Source organism: Flavobacterium enshiense, assembly GCF_022836875.1.
Taxonomy (GTDB): domain Bacteria; phylum Bacteroidota; class Bacteroidia; order Flavobacteriales; family Flavobacteriaceae; genus Flavobacterium; species Flavobacterium enshiense_A.
In genome coordinates, this window is sequence record NZ_CP090376.1 from 843,302 (window position 1) to 865,181 (window position 21,880).

Below are 21,880 nucleotides of genomic sequence, written 5' to 3' on the forward strand. Positions count from 1 at the left end.
AAATGCTACCTTTGAAAAAAAATTATAATGAAGGGAGTATTGTTGGTAAATCTTGGTTCGCCTGAAAGTCCGGAGCCAAAAGATGTCAAGCCGTATTTAGATGAGTTTTTAATGGATAAATACGTAATAGATGTACCTTATTTATTACGTGCTTTTTTGGTTCGCGGAATCATTTTGAGGAACCGCCCTGAGAGTGCAGCTGAAGCCTATCGGAAAATATGGTGGAAAGAAGGCTCCCCTTTGATTGTCCTTTCCAAAAGGATGCATGAAAAAGTAATAGAAAAAAGCGAATTACCCGTTTCTTTGGCTATGCGCTATGGAAAACCGTCTATGGAAGCCGGATTACAGGAATTGTATGATCAAGGTGTGAGGGATGTGTTGCTTTTGCCATTATACCCGCAGTATGCCATGGCTTCGACCTTAACCATTTTGGTTTTGGCTGAAGAAATCCGTAAAGAGAAGTTCCCGGATATGAAAATTACCGATGTACCGGCTTTTTACAATAAACCCGATTACATTAAGGCACTTTCCGATTCCATAAAAAAATATTTAGGAGATTTCGATTACGATAAACTTGTATTTTCCTACCATGGAATTCCCGAGAGACATGTCCGTAAAACCGATCCTACTAAAAAACATAAAAAATTTGTGACGGATGAAATGTGTTGTGAGGTAGGAACACCGGAAGCGGAATTTTGTTACCGTACACATTGTTATGAAACGACCCGTTTGGTGGTGGAACAACTTCAGATTCCGAAAGACAAATATTATGTGACGTTCCAATCCCGTTTGGCTGGCGATAAATGGCTGGAACCATATACCGATGTGGTTTTAAACGATTATCCGAAGCAGGGCATTAAAAAAGTAGCTGTTGTAACTCCGGCTTTCGTGACCGACTGTCTGGAAACGCTCGAAGAAATTGCAATGCGCGCCAATGAAGAATTTATCGAAAATGGAGGAGAGTCTTTCTTAACGATTCCGTGCTTAAACAATGACGAACAATGGTGTCAGGTGGTGGCCGACTGGATTAATGACTGGGCTAAAAATTAATCATGGATGCGTATTATGACTACATAAAATCCCTGCATCTCATTTTTGTAATCACTTGGTTTGCTGGGCTTTTTTACATTGTAAGGTTGTTTGTTTATCATGCTGAGGCTAAAGCAAAACCACAACCGGAACAGGATATCCTGATAAAACAATACCAGTTAATGTCGTATCGTTTATGGTATATCATCACTTGGCCATCGTCAATTCTGGCGAGTATTTTTGCCTTTTTGATGTTGTTCGGAACTACTCCGGGAGATACTTGGCTGCAGACGTCATGGATGCACGTGAAATTAGTATTCGTTTTCTTATTGTATTTATATCACCTGAAATGCCATCAGATTTTCCTGCAATTGCAGCGGAACGAAGTGAAACACACTTCCGGCTTCTTCCGATTGTGGAATGAAGGTGCTACTCTGATTCTTTTTGCAGTGGTTTTTCTGGTGATAGTAAAAGATGCTTTCAATTGGGTGTATGGCGTAATCGGGATTTTTCTTTTTTCGGTTATACTGATGCTCGGCTATAAATTTTATAAGAAAGTGAGAGAAAAAAATCAGTCTTAGACTATGGCGAAACCGATTAAAATAACGCAGTTGTCCCTTCGATTACGAATTTTTCTTTCGATGGTATTGCTAACGTTGATTGCCTCGGTTTTGATTGCTGCGGTTTCAATTTATCAGTTTAAGAAAGAAGCCCGCGATTATCATCAAGATCGTTTGGAACGAAAGGAAGATGCGATTACCGAGCATATCAATTACATTCTCTCCACTACAACCTATCCGCTTACCACGGAAAATCTTTCACTAATTTTTAAGGAAAAAATCTATGAATTGGCAAACATTCATAGTCTTGAAATCAATATATACGATTTAAACGGAAAATTGCTTATTTCTTCCAAAGGGGCTTTTTCCGTCGATAAAGTAGCCAAACCTATTCAGCCCATTGTTCTTAAAATAATGCAATCGTCCACCAGCAAGCGCTTCGTGGATTTGCAGATGATCAACGGACAAAAATATCGTTCTGCTTATAGTTATTTAAAAGATACCAAATTCAAGCCTTTGGGAATTTTAAACCTTCCGTATGTGGAGGAAACCAGTTTTTATCAAAACGAACTCCGTAATTTCCTTATGCGCTTCGGACAAGTGTATTTGTTCATGTTGCTGATTTCTTTCGTAATTGCTTATTTTCTTTCGAGTTACATTACCAAATCTCTGCAAACCATAAGTGATAAAATCAGTGAAACACAGCTGAATAAGAAGAACGAGAAAATCCAGTTGCTGTCTACCAGTCATGAAATTAAATCATTGGTTGATGCCTATAACGGCATGGTGGATAAGCTGGAAGAAAGTGCGGTTTTATTGGCGCAAAGTGAAAGGGAAGAGGCCTGGCGCGAAATGGCAAAACAAGTGGCGCATGAGATTAAAAATCCGCTGACACCGATGCGTTTAACGGTGCAGAGTTTTCAGCGAAAATTCGATCCTACCGATCCGAATGTCCGGCAGAAAATGGACGATTATTCCAAGACGCTGATTCAGCAGATCGACACGATGAGTTCGGTGGCATCGGCATTTTCCAATTTTGCTTCGCTTCCGGCACAGCAGAATGAGACGCTGAATATTGTGTATGTTGTTCAGTTAGCATTGGATATTTTCAACGAACATTTTATCCATTTCTCGGCAGAGGAAGAGGAAATCATAACGAAAGTTGACCGTACGCAGGTAATCCGGATCATCACGAATCTGGTTAAAAACGCAATAGAGGCCATTTCGGAAGAAGAGACCAATCCGTTTGTTTTGGTTAAGGTCTTCCGTGATAATGATACAGCAAAAATTGTAGTAAAAGACAACGGGAAAGGTATCAGCAGTGAAAATAAAAATCGTATTTTCGAACCTAAATTCACAACCAAAACCAGCGGAATGGGATTGGGCTTAGGAATCATAAAAAATATCGTGGAGAGTTATCACGGAACTATAACATTAGAAAGCGAATTAGGCATTGGAACCGAATTTACGGTGACACTTCCCATTATAAATACTTAAAGAATGAACTACGAAAACATTTTAATCGAGAGAGAAAACGGTATTGCGGTTATCACAATCAACCGACCGACAAAGTTAAATGCGTTAAATAAAGCGACTATCGAAGAATTGCATGCTGCCTTTAAAGCAGAAAATGCAGAGGTTTCAACCAAAGTAATTATCGTAACCGGAAGCGGGGAAAAAGCATTTGTAGCCGGAGCTGATATTTCTGAGTTTGCCAGTTTTTCGGTGGAGGAAGGTTCACAATTAGCAGCAAAAGGTCAGGAATTATTGTTTGATTTCGTTCAGAATTTATCAACACCAGTAATCGCAGCCGTAAACGGATTTGCTTTGGGAGGCGGATTGGAATTGGCAATGGCAGCACACTTCAGAGTAGCTTCGGATAATGCCAAAATGGGATTGCCGGAAGTGACTTTAGGAGTAATTCCGGGATACGGAGGCACACAGCGTTTACCACAATTGGTGGGTAAAGGCCGTGCTATGGAAATGATTATGACGGCAGGTATGATTGACGCTGATACTGCATTGAAGTACGGATTGGTAAACCATGTGGTTACGCAGGCCGAGTTGCTTGATTTTGCAAAAGGGATTGCTGCGAAAATTGCTAAAAATTCAAGTGTAGCGATTGCTAAAGCGATTGAAGTTGTAAATGCCAACTATGAAGACGGCGTAAACGGATATCAATCGGAAATCAGAGCTTTCGGTGAATGTTTCGGAACCGAAGATTTCAAGGAAGGGACAACAGCCTTTCTGGAAAAAAGAAAAGCAGAATTTCCTGGGAAATAATTTTAAAGCGAACCTATTTTGGTTCGCTTTTTTTGTATTTTTATTACACATCACATTAAACCAATCTTCGATTATGTCACAGAAAGTAAATGATTTTCTTGAGGTAGTAGCCCAAAGAAACCCCAATGAGCCGGAGTTTTTGCAAGCAGTAAGGGAAGTAGCTGAAACGGTAATCCCGTTCATCGAAGAGAACAAGAAATACCAGGACAAGATGCTTTTGGAGCGCATGGTTGAACCGGAAAGGGTTTTAATGTTCCGAATCGCATGGATTGACGATACCGGACAAATTCACGTTAACAAAGGATACCGTATTCAGATGAACTCGGCTATCGGGCCTTATAAAGGAGGATTGCGTTTTCATCCTTCAGTGAATTTGAGTATTTTGAAATTCCTTGCATTCGAGCAGGTGTTCAAAAACAGTTTGACTACTTTGCCGATGGGTGGTGGAAAAGGAGGCTCTGATTTCGATCCGAAAGGAAAATCTGATATTGAAATCATGCGTTTTTGCCAAGCGTTTATGACTGAGTTAGCGCGTCATATAGGTGCGGATACGGATGTGCCAGCAGGAGATATTGGTGTTGGAGGGAGAGAAGTCGGTTACATGTATGGTCAGTACAAAAAACTACGCAACGAATTCACGGGAGTATTGACCGGTAAGGGAATAACTTTCGGAGGATCGTTAATCCGTCCCGAAGCAACTGGTTACGGTGATGTGTACTTCGCGCAAAGCATGCTGGCAACCCGAGGTGAAAGTTTCGCAGGGAAGACTGTTGTGGTTTCAGGTTCCGGAAACGTGGCACAGTACGCTATTGAGAAAGCAACACAATTAGGAGGAAAAGTAGTTACAGCTTCGGATTCTTCTGGATATATCTATGATGCGGATGGTATCGATGCTGAGAAATTAGCATACATCATGGAGATCAAAAACGAGCGTTACGGACGCATCAATGAGTATGTCGTTAAATATCCGAGCGCGAAATTCGTGGAAGGAAAACGTCCTTGGGAAGTGAAATGTGATATTGCCATGCCGTGTGCTACGCAAAACGAACTTAATGGGCATGAAGCAAAAACATTAATTGCAAACGGATGTTTCTGTGTGGCGGAAGGTGCAAACATGCCGTGTACACCGGAAGCGGTTTCTGCGTTCCACAATGCAAAAATATTGTTTGCCCCGGGAAAAGCTTCTAATGCAGGAGGTGTGGCAACATCCGGATTGGAAATGTCGCAAAATTCGTTGCGTTTGACTTGGACAAGGGAAGAAGTAGACGAAAGATTGAAAGCGATTATGGACGACATTCATGAGGCTTGTGTACTGTACGGAACCAATTCAGATGGTTACATTGACTACGTGAAAGGTGCCAATATTGCCGGCTTCGTAAAAGTGGCTGATGCAATGTTAGCGCAGGGAGTGGTGTAGTTAGGTTACAATTATATTGATAACAAAAACGGTCATCAGTTGCAATTGATGACCGTTTTTGTTATCTGTCCACTGCGACTGTACTCTGTTTGCTATCTTTCCCCTTCCCACTCCGCATAAAACTCAGCCAGAAAACCTACCATATACGCATGGCGCTTCTCCGCGAGTTTCTTTCCGGTTTCAGTGTTCATTTTGTCTTTTAACAACAGCAGTTTTTCGTAAAAATGGTTAAGTGTTGGCGCTTCGCTGTTCTTGTATTCCTCCTTACTCATTCCAAGTTTAGGCTGGATGTTTGGGTTGTATAGAGGTCGGTTCTTGAATCCGCCATAGTTAAAAGTACGTGCAATGCCAATCGCGCCCAAAGCATCTAATCGGTCGGCATCCTGAACGATATCCAATTCTTTGGAATGGAACTCCTTTTCAAAATTGCCTCCTTTAAACGAAATGTTCTCAATAATGTGAATCACGTGCTGGATAACGGCTTCTTCCGCATTTTGACTTTCCAAAAATGCGCGGGCAGTTTTGGGTCCGACACTTTCATCACCGCCGTGAAATTTACTGTCGGCAATGTCATGAAGCAAGGCTCCTAATTTTACAACGGTCAAATCACAATCTTCCTCTTGGGCTATCAGAAGCGCATTTTTGTAAACACGTTGGGTGTGAAACCAGTCGTGGCCTCCTTCGGTATTTTCGAGTTGCTGTTTTGCGAATTGGATGGTAGTGTCTATCAGTGTCATTGCTTTGAGGATTAAAAAAATCCTTTCGGTTGGGAAAGGATTTTTGTCTTTGTTCTATTTTTTTATTATATACTCTTAAAGAGATTATTTAACCAAAGCCGGTTGTACCCATTTGAAGATTTTCTCTTCGGTAGGAACTACCATACGTTCTGCAATTCGGGTCATTCTTGCTGGTAATTTCAACAGGTAATCACGTGCTTTTTCGGCTTCATCCGTTAGGTTTGTGATTTTGTCGATTTGCCATTTTTCGTTTAATTTTTCAAGAATTTCAATATAATCCATTGCAGTATAAACCCCGATACGTTGTGCGGATTCTGAGAATTTCTCAAACGCCGTTCCGATGCTTTCCCCTGATTCGCGGATCAAGTTGGCCGGCATAGTGATTTTTTGTCTCATCATGTATTCGAAGGACAGCATCATCTGACTCGGATCAACTTTGAAGATACGGTCCACGAACTCGCTGTATGCTAAATGGTGGCGCATTTCGTCTCCGGCAATAATCTTACAGATTTTAGACAGTTTTTTATCACCGTATTTTTTAGCCAATTGTGCTACACGGTTGTGGGAAATGTAGGTTGCCAATTCCTGAAAACTGGTAAACACAAAGTTTTTATATGGATCACGGTCGGTTCCCGGATCGAAACCGTCATTAATCAAATGCTGCGTGGTCATTTCCACTTCACGCATATTTACACGGCCTGATAAATACAGGTATTTGTTCAGTAAGTCACCATGGCGGTTTTCTTCACCGGTCCAGTGACGTAACCATTTTGCCCAGCCGTTATCTCCGTGTGGCGTTTTCTGATTTACACCTTCAACATCCATTAACCAGGATTCATAGGTAGGCAGGGCTTCTTCCGTGATGGTGTCGCCTACAAGAACCACCCAGAAATCATAGGGTAAATCTTTGGCTAACTCACGTAATTCGGTAACTTCGTCTAGGAAGGTATCTTTTTCTGAATTCGGCAATAAATCGGTCGGCTGCCAAATTTGTTCAACCGGGATAAGATAGTTTTCTACGAAAGTGTCTATATCCTTTTCCAGAAATTGCATCACTTCCAGACGCACATTTTGTACTGACATAACTTTAATTTTTTATTCCTTGAACCACTGCATTTTCTGTTTTCTCCATTAGTTCTGCAAAAGGATAGTCTTTAACAGCCATAGGTTCATGAATGGTGAATTGTAATCGGTTGCCCAATCCCATCGGAAATTGTCCGTAACGAACCATTTTCCAGGAATTGTTTATTGATATAGGTACGATATACGCTGATGGCGCATAGCGACTCAAAATTTTTACTCCATTTTCCGAAAAACGTTTCGGAACCCCATTTCTGCTTCGTGTTCCTTCCGGAAAAATCACGGCAGAACGGTTGTGTTTTTCAATATATTCGCCCAAACCTTTAATTACAGGTAAGGCTTGTTTTGCGTCCTTTCTGTCGATTAAAACAGAACCTCCGTGACGCAGGTTGTACGATACGCTCGGTATTCCTTTGCCCAGTTCTTTTTTGCTGACAAATTTCGGATGCGAACGGCGTAAATACCAGATCATCCCGATAATATCATACAAACTCTGATGGTTGGCTACAAAGATAACCGGAGCGTCTTTCGGGATCAGATCCCTATTTTCAACATGATAAGTGGTTCCCAAAATATTGGTACACTTTACAAGTAAAAAGTTCAGATAATCGACACTTTTCTTGTGTGCCTGATAACCAAATAAATTTAAACATATCCATTGTATCGGATGAAATATCACTAGGCATAACGCAAAAGCCAAATAGAAAACAACAGATATTGGATACGAAATCAATTTTTGCATTTATCGTGGTATTTGCTACAAAGATAAGGCATTAAATAAAAAAACCACGTTAAAACGTGGCTTCAATTGTGATTTTTTTACGTATTAACAGTACTCGTTGAATGCGTCTTTAAGGTTTTCCGCGATTAATTCCGCAGGACGGCCTTCAATATGGTGGCGTTCCAACATGTGAACTAACTCTCCGTTTTTGAATAAAGCCATGCTTGGTGATGAAGGAGGGAACGGGAACATGTGCTGACGGGCTGCATCAACCGCATCTTTGTCTACACCTGCAAAAACCGTAATCAAGTTGTCCGGTTTTTTACTGTTCTCCAAACTCATTTTTGCTCCCGGACGCGCATTTCTTGCCGCACAACCGCAAACCGAGTTTACTACTACCAATGTGGTTCCTTCTTTTGCTAAAGCGTTTTCTACTTCTTCAGCGGTATATAAATCCTGAAAACCGGCTTCTGTCAATTCAGCACGCATCGGTCTTACCATTTCTTCTGGATACATAATTTAAATTTCTAAGTTAATGTGGCGCAAAGTTACAAAGTAAAATTGTAATTTTTGTTAGAATGTTGTTAATGAAAATCAGCAGCTTCTTTCAGTAAAACAATCATGGTTTTGGCATCGGTAAATTCGCTGATCTGTAACAGAATCGCGTTGTTTTTGTCCAGGATTGAAAACGTAGGGTAACTTATATTGCCATCAACTGTGGCTAGTTCTTCGGCCAATTCGTGTATGCCTGTGTTTTTGCCTTTCGGTTTATAGGTGAATGTCCGGTTTTTGATTATAATGGGTTCCTTGCTTTCAGCGTCCAGGGAAACAAAATAGAAATTATCATTGAGCAACTGAACGACCTCCGGGTTTTTAAATGTGGAGTTTTCCATCATCTTGCAGTACTTGCACCACGAGGTGTGAACAAACACGAAAATAGGTTTGGGTTGCTGCTGTTCTAATTTTTCCGCTTCTTCAAATGAATGGGTTTTCAATTGGGCAAAACTGTTCAGCGTTGCCCAAAAGAAAAAGAAAAGTACGAGATTGAGTTGTTTCATTTATTTTAACGTATAGCGCAATCCGAAAAACCCTCTGATTCCCTGATTTGGTCCGTACACATAACCGGTATCAAAGGTTAATGCATATGGGTTGTCTGCTGTAGAAACGACTTGGCCTTTGGGAACAGTTTGTCCGTCTAAACCAACAGCCGTTCCATCGGAAATTTCTACATTCTGATCAAAAGGATCATTAGCCCTTGCAATGATAAACGGATTGCCTTTGTTCGGGGTCCAATTTAGTAAATTTTTGATTCCGCCGTACAATTCAAAGTTTTTTAACTTATTGAAAGTGAACTGGATATTTTGGATGCTCCATGTTGGCGAGTATTCTTGTCTCGGATCCAAATGGCCAGCCAAAGGCAAGCGCATCGGTCCGTAAAGGTTACCGGTGTAATCAACGTCGAGGTATAATTTTCTCAAACGATAGGAAACAGCCCATGTTCCTGAGAATTTCTCCGTGAGTATCTGATCGGTTGTTACCCCGTGTTCTGTTTTGGTTACATCCATGAAAGTGGCGCCTAAAATGATTTTGAGTCCGTTTTGGAAAACGGCATCGGCATTTAAACTGATTCCTTTGGTAACGGCATAGCCGTCAAGGTTTTTATAAATGATCTGGTTCGGATTCGTATCGTAATCAGGTTTGATAGAATTAGTGAAATGCGTGTACCAGGCAGAAGTTTCTAAGGCGATATAATCTCCGTCTTTGGAATAAAACTTCTTTAAATAGTTAATATTCATGTTGTACGATTGCTCTGGTTTTAATTCTTCCTCGACGATAACTTCACGGTCTCCTGTTAGTGCGGCGTGTTCTTCGGTAAACAGGTTTACGATTCGGAATCCGGTACCGGCATTAAATCGCAGGATGGAACTGTCATCAGGAGCCCATTTGTAGGCCAGACGGGGTGTGAAAATGTTTCCGTGATTGTCGTTGTAATCGTAACGAATACCTAGCATCGCAGTGTGTTTTGCTGCCAAACGGATTTCGTCCTGAACAAAAAGACTGGGAATCCAGTTTTTATCTGCAGCAGCAGTCGCCGGGGTATTGTCGTTATAGAACTGATAACGGATTGCCGTTCCGAAAAGTAAATCATGACGGTTGATTTTTTTGTCCCAGGTAAGCTGACCGAATCCGATTTTCTGTTGCGCCAAGAAAGGAACATTACCATAGACTGAATTCTGATCGTGGTCCGTGTATGAATAGGTGAACAGCATTTTTTCGGAAACCGGAAGTTCGTAAGCACCTAATAACTCCCATCGTTTGGTGTATATGCTTTCGCCATAAACTTCGTTCCCGCCGCGATATTTCTTTTCCCACTGCATTTCACCGCCCCAACGATCTTCATAGAAGTAACGTCCCGCCATCGAGAAGAGTTTGTTGTTGTTGCGTTTGAAATTCCATTTTTGAAAAACAGAAATGCGATCCTGCAAGGTAACATCGGTAAAATTATCGTGATTATTGTCAATGGGATTACTGTAGTTGAAGTAATTTATCCCGGTTAAAATCGAAGCATTGTTCTTGATATTCGCTTTGAATCCTACATCGGCATTGACTTCTCCCCATTTTGTCGCAAAAGCATCGGCAAAAACAAGCGGTGCATTTTTTGGATTTTTTGTGATGATATTGATCAGTCCGCCCACTGCTTCACTTCCGTAGAGCGATGAGGCAGGCCCTTTTACAATTTCAACACGCTCCAAAAGCGAATTCGGAATTCCTGAAAGTCCATATACCGTTGATAATCCGCTTACGATAGGCATTCCGTCGATAAGTACTAAAGTATAAGGTCCTTCCAATCCGTTGATGTGAATATCTCCGGTGTTACAAACGTTACAATTCAATTGCGGTCGTACGCCGTTTACATTTTGCAGGGCTTCAAAAATGGAAGCTGTTGGATTTTTTTTGAAGAAAGTGGGCTTGTAAACTTCTACCGGCACCGGACTTTCCAAGCGATTAACGGCTTTTAGGGTCCCGGTTACCACGACTTCGTCAAGCGAATTAGTTTCTTTCAGGTCAAAATCCATGATGATTTCTGTCGTATCTGAGAGCGTTACTTTTTTTCTAACCGATCGGAATCCTGAATGCGATACCACGATTTCATAGTTGCCTTTCGGTATTTTGTTTATGTAGTAGTTTCCTAAGCTGTCGGTGGTTGCTCTCATATTGGTTTTGTTTAATGAGACGTTGGCCAGTTCAATCGGAAGTCCTAAGGACATAACTTTTCCTTTAAGAGTTGTTTGTCCGAAGGTTACGATAGTGAGTAAAAGGAAGCTTAGGTAAATTAGTTTTTTCACAATTATATTTTAGCCGATGTGTAAATTAAAATTTAGGCAAAACTAAAAATATATTTTGAATTAAAAAAATTTGTATTTTTGGAAACGTAAAAAAAATATAATGACCTACTCTGAAGAAAATTACCTGAAAGCGATATATCATCTTTCGTTAACCCAAAAACAGGGCGTGAGTACCAATGCTATTGCAGGCATGGTAGAAAGTAAAGCTTCGTCTGTGACTGATATGATTAAAAAATTAGCAGAGAAGGAATTGGTAATTTATCAGAAATATCAGGGTGTCATGTTAACCGATAAAGGATTGCTGGCGGCCAAAATGATTGTGAGAAAGCACCGTTTGTGGGAAGTCTTTCTGGTGGAAAAGTTGGATTTTGCTTGGGATGAAGTGCATGATGTAGCCGAAGAACTGGAACATATAAAGTCGGAAAAACTGATAAACAAACTGGACGCCTTTTTAGGTTTTCCGACAGAAGATCCTCATGGCGACCCGATTCCTGATCGCAACGGAAATATCGTTAAAGTGGAAAAACAGCTGTTATCGGAGTTTGAAGTGGGTCATACCGGAATTTGCGTGGGCGTTAAAGATTCGTCTTCCAGTTTTTTACAATATTTAGACAAACAGCAGATTGCCTTAGGTTCTAAAATCAAAATAATTGCAAAGGAAAGTTTTGATATGTCACTAACCATTGAAGTGGAGAAGAAACATATGATTATTTCGAATAAAATAGCAAGTAATCTCTTTGTAAAAAGAGTTTCATAAAATAATATGGCAACAAAAACAAAATCATTAGAAGAAGTACACGAGTCGGTATCGGTTGTTCACAATACCTCAATCTGGAAAAAAATACTGGCCTTCTTCGGGCCGGCCTACATGGTAAGTGTAGGGTATATGGATCCCGGAAACTGGGCCACTGATATCGCCGGGGGAAGTCAGTTCGGGTATACCCTGATTTGGGTTTTGCTGATGTCGAACATCATGGCCTTATTGCTTCAGAGTCTGAGTGCGCGATTGGGGATTGTCCGCCAGCGTGATTTGGCGCAGGCCTCGCGTGATACATATTCCAGACCGGTTAATTTTGTATTGTATTTTTTGGCCGAAATTGCCATCGCAGCCTGTGATTTAGCCGAAGTGCTGGGTATGGCCATCGGTTTGCAGTTACTTTTTGATATTCCGCTGCTTTGGGGGGTCAGCATTACCATGCTGGATACGTTTTTATTGCTTTTTCTTCTGAATAAGGGGATCAAAAAAATGGAAGCATTTATCATAGTGCTGGTGGCTATTATCGGGTTTTCGTTTTTGGTGGAGATGTTTTTGGCGAAACCGGAAATTACCGAAATCGCCAAGGGAATCATTCCTTCTATTCCCAACAGCACTGCCTTGTATATCGCTATCGGGATTATCGGTGCCACCGTAATGCCGCATAATTTATACCTGCATTCCTCTTTGGTACAAACCCGAAAATTTGACCGCACGGCCAAAGGAGTCAAACAGGCCATCCGCTATAATTTCTTTGATTCTTTGATTGCCTTAAACCTTGCCTTTTTTGTAAATGCCGCTATTTTAATATTGGCTGCGTCCACTTTTTATAAAAACGGAATGTTTGATGTGGCCGAGATTCAGGACGCCTATAAATTTTTAGAGCCGCTTTTAGGGAGTCATTGGGCACCTACTTTATTTGCCATAGCTTTGATAGCGGCGGGGCAAAGTTCGACCATTACGGGAACTTTAGCGGGACAGATTGTGATGGAAGGCTATCTGAACCTGAGAATACAGCCTTGGGTGAGACGAATTATCACGCGCTTGATTGCCATAGTGCCGGCGTTTATTGCGATTGTTTATTTTGGGGAATCCGCAACGGGAAAATTACTAATTTTAAGTCAGGTAATTTTGAGTCTGCAATTGGGATTTGCCATTGTTCCCTTAATCCATTTTGTAAGTGATGATAAAAAAATGAGAGGTTTCGCGATTGGAAAATACACTAAAATTGCTTCCTGGTTAATAGCTTTGGTAATCGTTTCGCTTAATGCCCGTTTGGTTTTTGACGAAATCAAAGGGTGGATTGAAACATCCGAGAATCCGGTTTATATCTGGGTTTTTGTGGTTCCGATGGCTGTTGCTGCGGCATTGCTTTTAATCTATATTATAGTCAAGCCTTTCATTGAAAAGACCATGGCAACACCAACCCTTGTTCCGCATATAAAAGAGATTGTGGTGAAGGAAGCAGAAAAACCTATTGTTTATTCGAAAATCGCCATCGCTTTGGATTTCTCGAAAACCGATCAGAAAAGTATTGAAAGTGCTTTGCAACTTGGCGGAAAGGAAGCGCAGTATACCATTATGCACGTAGTGGAATCGGTCGGGGCGATGGTATATGGCGATGAAATCGAGGATTTTGAGACCACAAGCGATCTTGGTTATCTGGAAAAATACAAAGCTGCTTTGGAAGAAAAGGGATTTAAGGTAAATGTACAATTGGATTTCGGAAGTCCGAAGACAAGCATACCGAAAATGGTTAACGAAGGCGACTTTGATATTCTGATTCTTGGTGCGCATGGTCATAACTGGTTTAAAGATATGTTGTTCGGAACCACCGTGAATGCCGTTCGTCATAGTATTCATATTCCGCTGCTGATTATTCAGCATTAATAAATAGTTTAGCAATGAAAAATAAAATATTAGTTTACTGTGTCGGACTTTTGATGGCAGCGTGTGGCACCACCAAAATTAAGGGTGATCTCATCAACCAGAAGCTGGATGCAAAATCCGGAAAGGAAATCGTTTTGGTAAAAGTTAATAATGATTCCCGTTGTCCCGAGGGTGTGGAATGTGTTTGGGCCGGAGAAGTTACGTTTGAAGTCGCAGCCTATGAAAATGGGAAGGTGATGGAGCAGGTACAATTCACCTTAAACAAGAATACTTCCGAAGCCATTAAAGCCTGGTTTGTTCTTCATCTCCCGGAAAGCAAGAAGGAACTTAAAACAATAGGGGTTTTGCCTTATCCTAAAGACGGTGTAAAAATACGTCCGGAAGAGTATTACATCAAACTGGTTTATTAGTTACAACCACAGTTATTGTCACTTCCGCAATTTTTGCTGTTCTTCTTCTTTTTCCCAACGAATTTCTTCCATAGAAACGCAAGGGAAAATCCCAGCAGTAAGTAAACAATTATTTCCTGAAAATCAATCATCTTATTTGAGTATTTGATAGGCAATAAGCGAGACGGTATAAGCAAAACCACTCATGAATACGAGTTGTACCAATGGCCATTTCCACGAATTGGTTTCTTTCTTAGTGATAGCCAGGGTTGAAGCACACTGCATGGCAAAGGCATAGAAAAACAGTAATGAAACCCCGGTGGCCAGATTGAAAATTTTCGTTCCGGTTATCGGATGCACTTCAGCAATCATTCGGTTTTTAATGGTCGTTTCCTCGTCAGAATGACTTCCCACGCTGTAAATCGTAGCCAAAGTTCCAACGAAAACCTCACGGGCCGCAAACGAACTGACCACGGCGATACCGATTTTCCAGTCGTAACCTAAGGGTTTTATAATCGGTTCAATGGATTTTCCCACGATTCCGATATAAGAGTTTTCCAGTTTATATGAAGCTACCAAATCGTCTTTATCTCCCGAAACCTCATTTTTCTGCAATTGTGTTGCAATGGTTTTTTCGGCATCTTCAAACGTTCTGCCCGGGCCATGCGAACCCAGAAACCACAAGATAACCGAAAGGGCCAAAATGATTTTTCCGGCACCTGTAACAAATGATTTCGTCTTTTCAACTACGTTGATGGCAACGTTTTTGAACATCGGTACTTTATAGCTTGGCATTTCCACCACAAAGTACGAATGTGATTTTATTTTCAGGATTTTGTTCAAAATATAGGCTGAAAAGATAGCCATTCCGAATCCTAAAAGATATAAGGTCATCAAGGTTAAACCCTGTGTGTTGAATATTCCAAAAAGGCGCTTCTCCGGTATAATCAAAGAAATCAGGATGGCATACACCGGTAAACGTGCCGAACAGGTGGTGAACGGCGTAACCAGAATGGTAATCAGGCGCTCTTTCCAGTTTTCGATGTTTCGTGTTGCCATAATAGCCGGAATGGCACAGGCGGTTCCCGAAATTAACGGGACAACGCTTTTTCCGCTCAAACCAAATTTTCGCATGATTTTATCCATAAGGAAAACCACACGGCTCATGTATCCGCTTTCTTCCAAGACCGAAATGAACAGAAACAGGAAGGCAATCTGCGGGATAAAAATAATGATACCACCCAAGCCCGGGATAATTCCTTCGGAAATCAGATCGGTTAAAACACCAGCCGGAAGATTCGTTTTTGCATAGGAACTTAATGCGGCAAAACTACTGTCGATAAAATCCATCGGGATACTGGACCAATCAAAAATCGATTGGAAAATCAGCATCATTATGGCGAAGAAAATAACGTAGCCGAAAACTTTATGGGTGAGTACTCTGTCTATCCGTTCTCTGATATCGGTTGCTTTCGATTTATCTACAGTATAACCAATTTTCAGCGTATCATTGATAAACTGATAGCGTTTAACAGTCTCTTTTTGTTGAAGCCTTTTTAATTCGGCCTGCGGTTTGGCAAACGAATTGGCTTCAATAGTATTACGGTGGAGGTTGGCAAAATTCACATCCTGCGTGATAACCAGCCATAATTTATAAAGTAACTGATTTGGGAACGCACGGCGAAGATTGTCGAAATATTCGGGATCTATGCTGGATGCGTTCAAACACGGTTCCGTAGGAAGCTCGTGATGGTTGATAATCAGTTTTTTTAACTCATCGATCCCGGTTTTTTTTCGGGAACTTACCAGAGCAATCTTGGTTTTAAGTTGTTCCTCCAAAAACGGAATGTCTAAGGAAATACCCTTCGCAGTCATCCTGTCGGACATATTGATCACCAAGATTGTCGGGATTTCCAGATCTTTAATCTGCGTGAAAAGCAACAGGTTTCGCTTTAAGTTTTCCACTTCGGAAACCACGACCGCCACATCCGGGAAATTGGCGTCATTTTTATTCATCAGCAACTCGATTACCACGCTTTCATCCATCGAACTCGCGTTCAGACTGTAGGTGCCGGGTAAATCAAGAATTGTTGCTTTGCTGTATTCGGATAGTTTTGCGAAACCTACTTTTTTATCAACAGTAATTCCGGGATAGTTTCCTACTTGCTGGTTCAGTCCTGTCAATTCATTGAAGACGGAAGTTTTTCCAACATTCGGATTTCCTATTAAGGCTACTTTTATGGTATTACGGTTCATAAATCAGGGCTCCTCTATGATTTCAATACAAATCTCTTTTGCAGTTTCCAATCGAATTGCCACATGACTGTCATTAATAGTAACGTACAACGGATCGCCAAACGGAGCCACTTGTAAAAGCGTAACTTCGTTTCCTGGCAAACAGCCCATTTCGATTAATTTCAACGGAATCTCATCGACGTTAAAATCTCGAATCACGGCTTTTTGTTTGCGTTGCAACTGTGCTAAGGTAAGAGTCAAACTTTATTTAGATTGAATTTAGATTGCAAAAATAAGGATTATAACGTTTGAAAAGGTGATAAAAGTCAATTTTGCTTAAATTTAAGATATGTTTGGCTATTGATCTTCTTCACTAAGGAAATTGATGTCTGCCAATAAGCGTTCCACTTCTTCTTTTTTGGTGCCGTCGTAAAATCCACGTACGCGTTGTTTACTGTCTACCAATACGAAATTTTCGGTGTGAACCATATCGTACAATTCTTCTGGTCTCCCTGTTTTTACTGCTAGGTAGGATTTTCGGGCGATGTAGTAAATATCTTTTTTATTTCCTGTAACCAGATTCCATTTGCTGTCGATAACGCCCTTATTTATTGCATATTCTTTCAAAACGGATACGCTGTCAATGTCCGGGGTAACCGAATGCGAAAGCAGCATTACTTTCGGATTGTCTTTGATTTGTTGTTGTAACCAGGACATGTTATCGGTCATCATCGGGCAGATGGTCTGGCAGGTAGTAAAGAAAAAGTCGGCCACATAAATCTTGCCTTCATAATTTTTCTGCGTAATGGTTTCCCCGTTCTGATTGGTAAAAGCAAAATCGGCAATATGATGTTCGTTCTTATTGGCAATATGCTGAATAGTAGAATCGACCAATTCCGGATTCACCATGGAAGGTGTATAGATAGGCAAAGTCTTCTTCGGTTTCAGTGCGGTATAAAATAAGCCGATGATGATAACGGATATGATTCCGAGGATGGTGAAAAAAGGAATATATTTTTTAAAAAAAGATAGCATGCGTAATTTTTTTGCAAATGTACAATTTGTAACAAAAAATAGTGCAAAACCTTTTAATACAATATGTTAAATATTGGTATCGTATGTTATAATTCATAATTTTGGCTCGCGGTGTAACAATTTGAGAAGTTGTGATACCTATTTGACTGTGAGTAATTTATAATTTAAAATCTCAAAGATTGAATTGCTTCGGTTACCAAGAAACAAAAACAAATTATTAGCTTATGAAAAAAAACATTGTAGTTGCAGGTTCGCTTGCCGTTTTTTCGCTGCTTTGCATGGATGCATCTGCGCAAGGTCCGAAACCTAAAAATCCGGGAATCGATTTGGATTTGATGGATAAATCCGTAAAACCGGGAGATGATTTCTTTCGTTATGTAAACGGAACATGGTATGATAAAACGGAAATCCCGGCAGACAAAACCCGTTGGGGAAGTTTTGATGAACTACGCCAGAATACCGATAACGATGCTTTGGCTATTTTAAAGGCTGCCGCAGCCAACAAAAATCTTGATCCGAAATCCGATCAGGCAAAAGCGGTAAACGTGTACAAAACCTTTATGGATACCGTTAGCAGAAACAAATTAGGCATTACACCTTTGAAGTCTTATTTGGCTAAGATCAATGCGGTGAAAAACATCTCTGATGTAAACAAGTTGATGATTGAAATGGAACCTCAGGGAGGTTTAGGTTTCTATGGAATCGGAATCAGTGCCGATGCTAAAAACAGTAACCGCAATGTGGTGTACCTTGGATTGGGGAGCTTAGGTTTACCGGACAGGGATTATTATGTTTCGGATGAAAAAGACTCAAAAGAAAAGCGTGAAAAATATGTGGCTCACGTAGCAAGAATGCTTCAGTTTTTAGGAGTAAAACCTGCGGATGCCAAAATTCAGGCAGAAAAGGTTTTGGCTTTAGAAACGGAAATGGCTCGCCCGCGTTTAGACCGTGTGGAGCGTCGTGACCGTAGAAAAACCTACAACCCGATGTCTGTAGCTGACTTGCAGAAATTAACACCATCAGTAAACTGGAATAATTATATGACTGGTGTAGGGATCGGGAAGATCGATTCTTTGATTGTTTCCCAGCCTAAATACATGACGGCATTGGAAGGTATTTTCAAAGCAAACAAAGTAGAGGATTGGAAAGCTTACATGCGTTGGATGTTAATCAACAAATCTACCGGAGTATTGACAACCGATATCGAAACGGCAAATTGGGAGTTTTACAGCAAAGCATTGACCGGAGCTATAAAGCAGCGTCCGCGTGAGGAAAGAGCTTTACAAGTGGTTAACGGAACTGTAGGTGAGGCTTTAGGAAAATTGTATGTAGAGCAAAAATTCCCGGCTGAGGCGAAAGCGAAAGCGAAAGAAATGATCGAAAATGTATTCCTTGCCTTCGAAAACCGCATCAACAACCTGCCTTGGATGACACCAGCAACACGTAAGGGGGCTATTGACAAGTTACATAAGGTAAATATCAAAATTGGTTATCCTGACAAATGGAAAGATTATTCTGCATTGGAAATTAAAGGAGTTGAGCAAGGCGGAACGTACTATGAGAACATGAAAAATGTTGCTAAGTGGGGCTTTGCTGAAAATATCGCTGATTTGAAAAAACCGGTAGACAAAACCAAATGGGGTATGTCTCCGCAAACGGTAAATGCATATTACAATCCATCATACAATGAAATCGTTTTCCCTGCCGCTATCTTACAGCCGCCATTCTACGACTATAAAGCAGATGATGCTGTAAATTATGGTGGAATCGGAGCTGTTATCGGTCACGAAATCTCACACGGTTTCGATGATTCAGGAGCGCGTTACAATGCTGAAGGTAATTTGGTAAACTGGTGGACTGAAGACGATTTGAAACAATTCACAGGTCTTGGTGGTGCTTTGGCTGCTCAGTACAGTGCTTTAGAGCCGCTTCCTGGTACTTTCGTTGACGGTAAATTTACCTTAGGTGAAAACATTGGTGATTTAGGAGGTGTAAACGCTGCTTATGACGGTTTACAAATCGCTTTGAAGAAAAAAGGAAATCCGGGCTTGATTGACGGATATACTCCGGAACAACGTTTCTACATTTCTTGGGGAACTATCTGGCGTTCAAAAATGAGAGACGAAGCAATCAAAAATCAGGTGAAAACCGATCCGCATACACCGGGAATGTTCCGTGCGTATGTGCCATTGCAGAACGTTGATTCTTTCTACCAGGCTTTCGATATCAAAGAAGGTCAGAAGTTATACGTAAAACCGGAAAACCGAGTGAAAATTTGGTAATCTGTTTTAATAAAGATTTGAAAATCCCAAGCTTATTATAGGCTTGGGATTTTTTATTGAAATATTACTTTATCAAATATTCTTCCATAAAGCGTATTACTGCCAAACGCTGGTAATCGACATTGGCTTTTTTCGAGAAACCGTGCCCTTCATCTTTCGCTTCCAGATACCAAACCGTATTTCCTTGCGCTTTTAGTTTGTCACGCATTTGAGTAGCTTCGGTAACCGGCACGCGGGGATCGTTTGTTCCCTGAATGATAAACATCGGTTTTTTGATTTTATCCGTATTGTTAAGGGGGGAGATTTTATCGAAAAACGCACGCATCTTTTCATCTCTTTCATCGCCGTATTCCACTCTTCGCAAATCACGGCGGTATTCTTCGGTGTTTTTTAAGAAAGTATTGAAATTGGAAATCCCAACGATATCTACAGAACAACGGATTTTATCCGCATAATGGAAAGCGGTTGCCAAGGTCATGTAGCCGCCATAACTCCCGCCCATAATCATGATTCGGTCTTTATCCAATTCTGGTTGTTGCGCTATCCAGTCTAACAGCGCACCAATATCTTTCACCGAATTTTCTCTTAAATACCAATTGTCTGCTGCAATATATGTTTTGCCAAAACCAGAAGATCCGCGAACATTCGGGTTGATTACAGCAACGCCCATTTCATTCGTGTAATAGTTGTTTGAGCCTAAAAATGAAGCCTTGGATTGCCCTTCCGGTCCTCCGTGAATGTTGATCAAAACAGGTCTTTTTCCGGTAAATTTTGGTGAAGCGGGATAATAGAAACCCGAAATTTTCAAATTGTCAAAACTTTTCCATTCGATAAATTTCGGCGAGGACATATCTTCTTTTTGCATTTCTCCCAGTTCACTTTCTGTCCAACGTTCTATTTTGTTGGTTTTTAAGGTAAGTTTATAGACATCCGATGAAGAATCGGCGGTAGATTGTGTAAAGAAGAAGCTTTGTCCGTCTTTTGTGAAACTTATTCCGCCAATCAACCCTATCGGAATATTTTTCACTTCCTTATAGACTTTTGATTCCGGATTCATAAGATACATTTTGGAGGTACCTCCTTCGTTTGTAGTAAAAACCATTTGCGTTTTGTCTTCCGATAAGGTAAAGCTTTCAACATTCCACGGAATTGCAGTAGTGTGGTATGTTGTTTTTTTAGTATTCAGGTTGAATGTTGCCAATCGCTGAAATTCATTGTCCTTATCCGTAAGATACCAGATCTCATCGGCTTTTTTTGAGAAATCCGCACCGATTTGCACGATGCTTTTGTCTGCTCTGTTGGTCACTTCGGTCAGTTTACCAGTTTGGCTATCTAACATCCAGATATGCGATTCGTTGGCGGAAATAAATTCCTGGATTAACAATTTTTTACCGTCCCTTGAAATGTCCTGAATACTCCAGCCACCACCTTTTACTTCCAGAATCAATTTGACCGATTTCGGATCGTTGGGGTTCATATGGTAGATGTCCCTGTCCCCTCCGTTTCTTTTTGTGGATGAAAAATAAAATCCGGAGCCGTCTTTTTTCCAAGTTATATTGCCGTTTTGCGAGCGGCCACCATCAGTAAGCAGAGTAGATTGCAATGTTTTTAAATCCAATTTGTAAAGCTGTCCGAATTCGTTCCCGCCACTGTCTTTGGAATAAATCAGGTATTCGCCTTTGGTCGGTTCGTAACTGGCATTGCCTACAGGTTCATCAAAAAAGGTGATTTGTTTCCTCGCACCCATCGGTTGGCTTACTTTATGCAACTGAGCGACGGATCCGAAGCGGGTTGCAATAATGATCTCATTCTTGAGGGGATGGACTTCTGCCAGAGAGGCACTTCTTGCCTCCGAATATTTTTTTACCTGAACTGCTAACTCTTTTGGAATATCAGCAATGTTTTCGGTAATTAAATTTTCGTTGGGCAAAATCAAATTCTTTTTTTCCTGTGCCTGCACACAAAATACGAAGAGTAACGCAAACAAACTGATTCTTGTTTTTTTCATGATTTACGGATGGATTTGTTTTTAGTCCTAAAAATGTAATGAATAAATTTACAGGAAATACTAAAACATCGTCAATATCAAAAAAATCCCGTTAATCGTTCGTTTTTTGCAGC

At 40.7% G+C, this 21,880-nt stretch carries 19 protein-coding genes; 9 read left to right on the plus strand and 10 right to left on the minus strand.

Annotation, left to right across the window (positions count from 1 at the left end):
* Positions 1-27 precede the first annotated feature (27 nt).
* The 5 genes from hemH (at position 28) to gdhA (ending at position 5,289) form a co-directional block, all read left to right on the plus strand.
* Positions 28-1,050, plus strand: coding sequence for a ferrochelatase (gene hemH, locus LZF87_RS03790; RefSeq protein ID WP_244341907.1), 1,023 nt, complete (start codon positions 28-30; stop codon positions 1,048-1,050).
* A gap of 2 nt (positions 1,051-1,052) precedes the next feature.
* Positions 1,053-1,610, plus strand: coding sequence for a CopD family protein (locus LZF87_RS03795; protein WP_244341908.1), 558 nt, complete (start codon positions 1,053-1,055; stop codon positions 1,608-1,610).
* Positions 1,611-1,670: 60 nt separating this feature from the next.
* A complete protein-coding gene (locus LZF87_RS03800) occupies positions 1,671-3,086 on the plus strand; it encodes an ATP-binding protein (RefSeq protein WP_244343707.1) in 1,416 nt (471 codons plus the stop codon).
* A 3-nt stretch (positions 3,087-3,089) separates the two neighbouring features.
* Positions 3,090-3,872, plus strand: a complete 783-nt coding sequence (locus LZF87_RS03805; protein ID WP_244341909.1) for an enoyl-CoA hydratase/isomerase family protein — start codon at positions 3,090-3,092, stop codon at positions 3,870-3,872.
* Between the two features lie 73 nt (positions 3,873-3,945).
* Positions 3,946-5,289, plus strand: coding sequence for an NADP-specific glutamate dehydrogenase (gene gdhA, locus LZF87_RS03810; RefSeq protein WP_244341910.1), 1,344 nt, complete (start codon positions 3,946-3,948; stop codon positions 5,287-5,289).
* Positions 5,290-5,381: 92 nt separating this feature from the next.
* On the opposite strand, the gene LZF87_RS03815 is transcribed toward gdhA, so the two are convergent.
* The 6 genes from LZF87_RS03815 to LZF87_RS03840 form a co-directional block, all read right to left on the minus strand.
* Complete coding sequence (locus LZF87_RS03815) at positions 5,382-6,026, minus strand: HD domain-containing protein (RefSeq protein ID WP_244341911.1); 645 nt, start codon at positions 6,024-6,026, stop codon at positions 5,382-5,384.
* Between the two features lie 84 nt (positions 6,027-6,110).
* Positions 6,111-7,109 carry an acyl-ACP desaturase gene (locus LZF87_RS03820; RefSeq protein ID WP_244341912.1) on the minus strand — a complete coding sequence of 333 codons (999 nt, stop codon included), beginning with the start codon at positions 7,107-7,109 and terminating at the stop codon, positions 6,111-6,113.
* A 4-nt stretch (positions 7,110-7,113) separates the two neighbouring features.
* Positions 7,114-7,848 (minus strand): lysophospholipid acyltransferase family protein, encoded by a 735-nt coding sequence (locus tag LZF87_RS03825; RefSeq protein WP_244341913.1) that lies wholly within the window; start codon positions 7,846-7,848, stop codon positions 7,114-7,116.
* Between the two features lie 84 nt (positions 7,849-7,932).
* Positions 7,933-8,343, minus strand: a complete 411-nt coding sequence (locus tag LZF87_RS03830) for a BrxA/BrxB family bacilliredoxin (protein WP_244341914.1) — start codon at positions 8,341-8,343, stop codon at positions 7,933-7,935.
* Between the two features lie 68 nt (positions 8,344-8,411).
* The gene (locus LZF87_RS03835) at positions 8,412-8,885 is read right to left on the minus strand and encodes a thioredoxin family protein (protein WP_244341915.1); all 474 of its coding nucleotides are present in this window, start codon (positions 8,883-8,885) and stop codon (positions 8,412-8,414) included.
* Positions 8,886-11,174 (minus strand): TonB-dependent receptor, encoded by a 2,289-nt coding sequence (locus tag LZF87_RS03840; protein WP_244341916.1) that lies wholly within the window; start codon positions 11,172-11,174, stop codon positions 8,886-8,888.
* Positions 11,175-11,274: 100 nt separating this feature from the next.
* On the opposite strand from LZF87_RS03840, the gene LZF87_RS03845 reads away from it, so the two are divergent.
* The 3 genes from LZF87_RS03845 to LZF87_RS03855 are packed head-to-tail and all read left to right on the plus strand — an operon-like array spanning position 11,275 to position 14,228.
* Positions 11,275-11,931 carry a metal-dependent transcriptional regulator gene (locus LZF87_RS03845; protein ID WP_244341917.1) on the plus strand — a complete coding sequence of 219 codons (657 nt, stop codon included), beginning with the start codon at positions 11,275-11,277 and terminating at the stop codon, positions 11,929-11,931.
* A 6-nt stretch (positions 11,932-11,937) separates the two neighbouring features.
* Entirely contained in the window at positions 11,938-13,818 is a 1,881-nt protein-coding gene (locus tag LZF87_RS03850; RefSeq protein ID WP_244341918.1) for an Nramp family divalent metal transporter, read from the plus strand.
* 14 nt (positions 13,819-13,832) lie between these two features.
* The gene (locus LZF87_RS03855; RefSeq protein ID WP_244341919.1) at positions 13,833-14,228 is read left to right on the plus strand and encodes a hypothetical protein; all 396 of its coding nucleotides are present in this window, start codon (positions 13,833-13,835) and stop codon (positions 14,226-14,228) included.
* 132 nt (positions 14,229-14,360) lie between these two features.
* Here LZF87_RS03855 and feoB read toward each other — a convergent pair whose 3' ends face one another.
* The 3 genes from feoB to LZF87_RS03870 form a co-directional block, all read right to left on the minus strand.
* Positions 14,361-16,463 carry a ferrous iron transport protein B gene (gene feoB, locus LZF87_RS03860; RefSeq protein ID WP_244341920.1) on the minus strand — a complete coding sequence of 701 codons (2,103 nt, stop codon included), beginning with the start codon at positions 16,461-16,463 and terminating at the stop codon, positions 14,361-14,363.
* Between the two features lie 3 nt (positions 16,464-16,466).
* On the minus strand, positions 16,467-16,703 hold the full coding sequence (locus LZF87_RS03865; RefSeq protein ID WP_244341921.1) for a FeoA family protein: 237 nt from the start codon (positions 16,701-16,703) through the stop codon (positions 16,467-16,469).
* A gap of 96 nt (positions 16,704-16,799) precedes the next feature.
* Positions 16,800-17,477 (minus strand): SCO family protein, encoded by a 678-nt coding sequence (locus LZF87_RS03870; protein WP_244341922.1) that lies wholly within the window; start codon positions 17,475-17,477, stop codon positions 16,800-16,802.
* Positions 17,478-17,701: 224 nt separating this feature from the next.
* On the opposite strand from LZF87_RS03870, the gene LZF87_RS03875 reads away from it, so the two are divergent.
* Positions 17,702-19,759 (plus strand): M13 family metallopeptidase, encoded by a 2,058-nt coding sequence (locus tag LZF87_RS03875; RefSeq protein ID WP_244341923.1) that lies wholly within the window; start codon positions 17,702-17,704, stop codon positions 19,757-19,759.
* A gap of 64 nt (positions 19,760-19,823) precedes the next feature.
* On the opposite strand, the gene LZF87_RS03880 is transcribed toward LZF87_RS03875, so the two are convergent.
* Positions 19,824-21,767 (minus strand): S9 family peptidase, encoded by a 1,944-nt coding sequence (locus LZF87_RS03880; RefSeq protein WP_244341924.1) that lies wholly within the window; start codon positions 21,765-21,767, stop codon positions 19,824-19,826.
* Positions 21,768-21,880: the final 113 nt, after the last annotated feature.